General features: G+C 73.5%; 3 protein-coding genes. All 3 read right to left on the bottom strand.

Annotation, left to right across the window (positions count from 1 at the left end; all coding sequences use genetic code 11):
* Nucleotides 1-82: 82 nt before the first annotated feature.
* Nucleotides 83-919, bottom strand: a complete 837-nt coding sequence (locus tag BIV01_RS09455; RefSeq protein ID WP_071302662.1) for an alpha/beta fold hydrolase — start codon at nt 917-919, stop codon at nt 83-85.
* A 56-nt stretch (nt 920-975) separates the two neighbouring features.
* Nucleotides 976-1,692 (bottom strand): alpha/beta fold hydrolase, encoded by a 717-nt coding sequence (locus tag BIV01_RS09450; protein ID WP_071302661.1) that lies wholly within the window; start codon nt 1,690-1,692, stop codon nt 976-978.
* Between the two features lie 138 nt (nt 1,693-1,830).
* On the bottom strand, nt 1,831-4,317 hold a 2,487-nt coding region (locus BIV01_RS09445; RefSeq protein ID WP_071302660.1), incomplete at its 5' end, for a helix-turn-helix transcriptional regulator.

Genomic DNA, 4,317 nt, shown 5'->3' with positions numbered 1-4,317 from the left:
GGAGGCGCGGTGCGGGTGAGCCGATCAGCTCACCCGCACCGCGCCTCCAGTCCGGGACGCTGCGTCCGCAGCGTCGGTGCGCTCAGCTCCGGAGGAACGCGAGGATGTCCGGGTTGACGACGTCTGCGTGGGTCGTCAGCATGCCGTGCGGGTACCCCTCGTAGATCTTGAGCGTGGCATTGCTGAGGAGCTCCGCCTGCTTCAGCGACGCGTCCCGGTACGGCACGACCTGGTCGTCGTCGCCCTGCAGGACGAGGACCGGGACGGTGATGGCCTTGAGGTCCTCCGTCTGGTCGGTCTCCGAGAACGCCTTGATGCCCTCGTAGTGTGCGAGCGCGCTGCCCGTCATGCCCTGACGCCACCAGTTCGCGATGACCGGCTCCGACGGCGTCGCACCGTCACGGTTGAAGCCGTAGAACGGGCCGGAGGCGACGGCCTGGAAGAACTCGGCACGGTTGGCGGCGAGCGCCTCGCGGAACCCGTCGAAGACCGAGATGTCGGTGCCGTCGGGGTTCGCCTCGGTCGTGACCATGAGCGGCGGCACCGCCGCGACGAGGATGGCCTTGGCGACCCGGCCCTGCGGCTGGCCGTACTGGGCGACGTACCGGGCGACCTGGCCGCCACCGGTCGAGTGGCCGATGTGGATCGCGTCGTGCAGGTCGAGGTGTTCGACCACGGCGGAGACGTCGCTCGCGTAGTGGTCCATGTCGTGGCCGGTGCCGATCTGCGACGAGCGTCCGTGGCCGCGGCGGTCGCTGGCGATGACGCGGTAGCCCTCGGCCAGGAAGTACAGCATCTGCGCGTCCCAGTCGTCCGAGGACAGCGGCCAGCCGTGGTGGAACACGATCGGCTGCGCGTCGTGGCTCCCCCAGTCCTTGAAGTAGATCTCTGCACCGTCGTCGGTGGTCACGTATCCCATGGTGGTCTCCCTGTGGTGGTTCGGTGGTTCTCGGTCGGTCGGTCGAGGGGCCGGGGTCAGCTGACCGCGGCGAGGGCGGTGGTGATGACCGCGGCGACCTCGGCGGGGTGGGTCTGCATCACGAGGTGGGGGCCGTCGATCTCGACGACCTCGCGGACGCCGGCGCGCTGGTACCCGAAGCGCTCGACGTCGGGGTTGATGGTGTGGTCGGCGCTGGAGACGATGCCCCAGGACGGCTTGGTCTTCCACGCGGCCGCCGATGCCGGCTCGCCGAACGCGACGGCGGAGAGCGGACGTTGCGACACCGCGAGCACCTGCGCCTCGTCGAGTGCGAGCCCGTCCGCGAAGACGGCGGGGAAGGCGTCGACGGCGACGGAGACGTCCGTGCCGGGCTCGCCGCCGTCCACGGGGTAGGGCGCGTACACGAGGTTCGCGGCGAGGTCGCTGTCCGGGAAGCCGCCCTGCAGGGCCCCGAGGCTCTCGCCCTCCTCGAGCGCGTACGCGGCGACGAAGACGAGGCCGACGACGTTCTCGGCGACACCGGCCACGGTGAGGATCGCGCCGCCGTACGAGTGCCCGGCGAGCAGGACCGGTCCGTCGATCTGCTCGACGAAGGACCGGATGTAGGCCGCGTCGCCGGAGAGGCTGCGGTTGAAGACGGGCGGGACGAGGACGTGGTGACCCTGGTCGAGGAGGAGCCTCGTCACCGGGGCCCAGCTGGAGGCGTCGGCGAATGCTCCGTGGACGAGGACGATGGTGGGTGATCCGGGCATGGTGCGGTCCTTCCGGGTCCGCAGCGGGAGGCGCGGACCTGCTTCGTCGAGGGCGGTGCCTGGTGGCGCTGACGACGCTAGGGGCGCACGGTACAGGTGCACATCGGTCACGGTGACCGAGATGCGTTGCCGGGTGACCTAGTCGCCGGACGAGCCGGCCGCCAGGGCCGCGGCGAGTTCCTGTCGGGCCGAGATCCCGAGCTTCTGGAACGCCGCGTACAGGTGGGCCCCCACCGTCCGCGGGGAGACGAACAGGTGCTCGCCGATCGCCCGGTTGCTCAGTCCCCGTGCCGCGAGCGTGCAGACCCGGAGCTCCTGCGGCGTGAGCAGTTCGACGCCGCCGTGCCCCGCCGCTGCCACCCGCTGCCCGGTCGCCCGGATGGCGTCACGGGTCCGGTCCGCCCACGCCGGCGCGGGCATCGACTCGAACAGCTCGAGGGCGGCGTGCAGGGCGGCACGGGCCGTGTCCCGCCGACCCGTCCGGCGCAGGCGGCCGCCGAGGCGGAGCAGTGCACGGGCCTGCACGTACGGCACCGGCCACCGTTCGTGCTGCACGGACGCCCACGCCGGTTCGAGGTCGGCGTCGGGGACGAGTGCGAGCCGCGCGTGGTCGAGCGCGGCGCGGACGATCGGCGCGTGCCAGCGGGCGTGGAGCCGCTCGAGGTCCGCCGCCCGCTGCTCGGCGTCGGCGCGGTTGCCCGACTCCAACGCGGCGTCGACGAAGTCGTGCGAGGTGATGACGGCGAACGTCGGGTTGAACGCGTCGTGGTCCGGATCGGCCAGTGCCCGGACGGATTCGAGTGCCTCGGCCGCGCGACCGGACACCAGGGACGCCGCCCCCGCGGCGCCGAGCAGGGTCGCGCGCATCGCACTCGACCGGAGCACCTGCGCCCCGGCAGCCGTTCCGCCCGCGATCCGTTCGGGGTCCGGCTGCTTGCCGTCGAGGGCGTCGAACCACGCGAGCGCGCACCGGGTCGCGGCGGTGAAGCCGTCGTCACCGAGGTCCCGTCCGAGCGAGGAGGCCTCCTCGGCGAGGACCCGCGCCCGCCCGAGGTCCCCACCGAGGAACGTGGTCATCGACGTCCCCATGAGCGCCTGCGGGAAGGTGCGCAGGTCACCACGCGCCCGCATGCTCCGGACGGCACGGTCGAGGAGGACACGTGCCGTCTCGATCTCCCCGACGAGGTTGAGCGCGTACCCGAGGTACCAGGCGGAGCCCTCGTCCTCGGCGGTGGGTGCGGCGGCGAGCGCGCGTTCCAGCACACGGTCGCCACGCACCACCGGCTCGGTCCGGGCCGCGAGCAGGATCGAGCGTGGGTCGTCGTCCGGCAGGGCGAGCGCCTCGACCACGACGAGCATCGGGTCGCCGGGGTCCGGTTCGGCGGTGTGGTCCCAGGCGATCGCGGCGAGGTGCAGCAGTGCCGCGGTGGCGTGGTCGACCCCGCCGCCCTGCTGCATCTCGGAGACGGCGTGCAGGGCTGGCCCGAGGTCGCCCACCGCGAGCCCGGTCCGACCGGTGGGCAGGGTCTCGGCGACGAAGGCCGCGCGTGCTGCGAGGAGCCGGTCGGGTGCCTCGTCGCACGCTCGCTGCACCAGGAGCGAGGCGTCCGCGAGCCGTCCGGACAGCCCGGCGTGCTCCGCCGCGAGGATCCGCCGGCCGACGCGTCGGGCGACGTCCGAGGTCAGCTCGGCCGAGCGCTCGTACGCCCGGCTCGCGACGAACGGATCGGACATCGCCGACCGCTCGTCGCCGATCGCGGCGATCTCGTCCGCGAGGTCGTCGTCGTGGCCGGTCGCCAGTTCGGCCCGCCACCAGACCGTGCGCGCGGGGTCGTGGTCGTGCTCGAGGACCAGGGAGCGCAGGACCGCCGTGCGCTCCGTCGGCGACGCGGCGGTGAGGACCGCCGACTGCACGAGCGGGTGCCGGAACCGGATCGCGCGGGGCGCCACCCACTCGAGCAGGGACGACGCCGAGGCCTGCTCCGTCCACGTCGGCGGCGGGAACCTCCCGAGCGTCCGGGCGGCCACCCGCGCGGCTTCCTCGGCGCCGGTACCACCGGACAGGGCGACGGCGAGGATGGCCAGCCGGACGGGGTGGTCCAGCTCCGCGTACCGCGCGGCGAACTCCTGCTCCACCCGGCCCACCACGGGACGGTCGCGGGTCCGGTCCCCCGGTGTCGTGCGGCTGAGTTCGTGCAGCGCGAGCGGGTTCCCCTCGGCGCGGAGCACCAGGTCGCGTCGCGCCTGGCCCATCGGCGCCCCGGGGACGGCGTCGAGCAGGCGGCCGGCGTCCGACTCGTCGAGCGGCGTCAGGTGGAGGCGCCGGACCGCGGGGTCGTCCGCGGTCTCGGTGTTCCGGGTCGTGATCACCATGACGATCGGGTCCTGGTCGACCCGCCGGGCCATCATCCGGATCGCCCACTCGGACGCGGCGTCCATCCAGTGCAGGTCCTCGGCGACGACCAGGATCGGGCCTTCCGAGGCGGCGTCGGAGACCAGCGTCAGCGCCGCCAGCCCGGCGAGCAGCGGCGAGGGCTGGATCCCCGTCGCGAGACCGAACGCGACCTCGAGCGCACGACGCTGCGGTGCGGGCAGGTCGGCGATCCCGCTGCGCAGCGGGTACAG

It is taken from the genome of Curtobacterium sp. MCBA15_013 (assembly GCF_001865095.1).
Taxonomy (GTDB): Bacteria; Actinomycetota; Actinomycetes; order Actinomycetales; family Microbacteriaceae; genus Curtobacterium.
This window is presented reverse-complemented; position numbering and strand designations above follow the sequence as displayed.

Coding starts and splice junctions, on each gene's coding strand:
- BIV01_RS09450 (WP_071302661.1), bottom strand. CDS start 1,692: ATGCCCGGATCACCCACCATCGTCCTCGTCCACGGAGCATTCGCCGAC.
- BIV01_RS09455 (WP_071302662.1), bottom strand. CDS start 919: ATGGGATACGTGACCACCGACGACGGTGCAGAGATCTACTTCAAGGAC.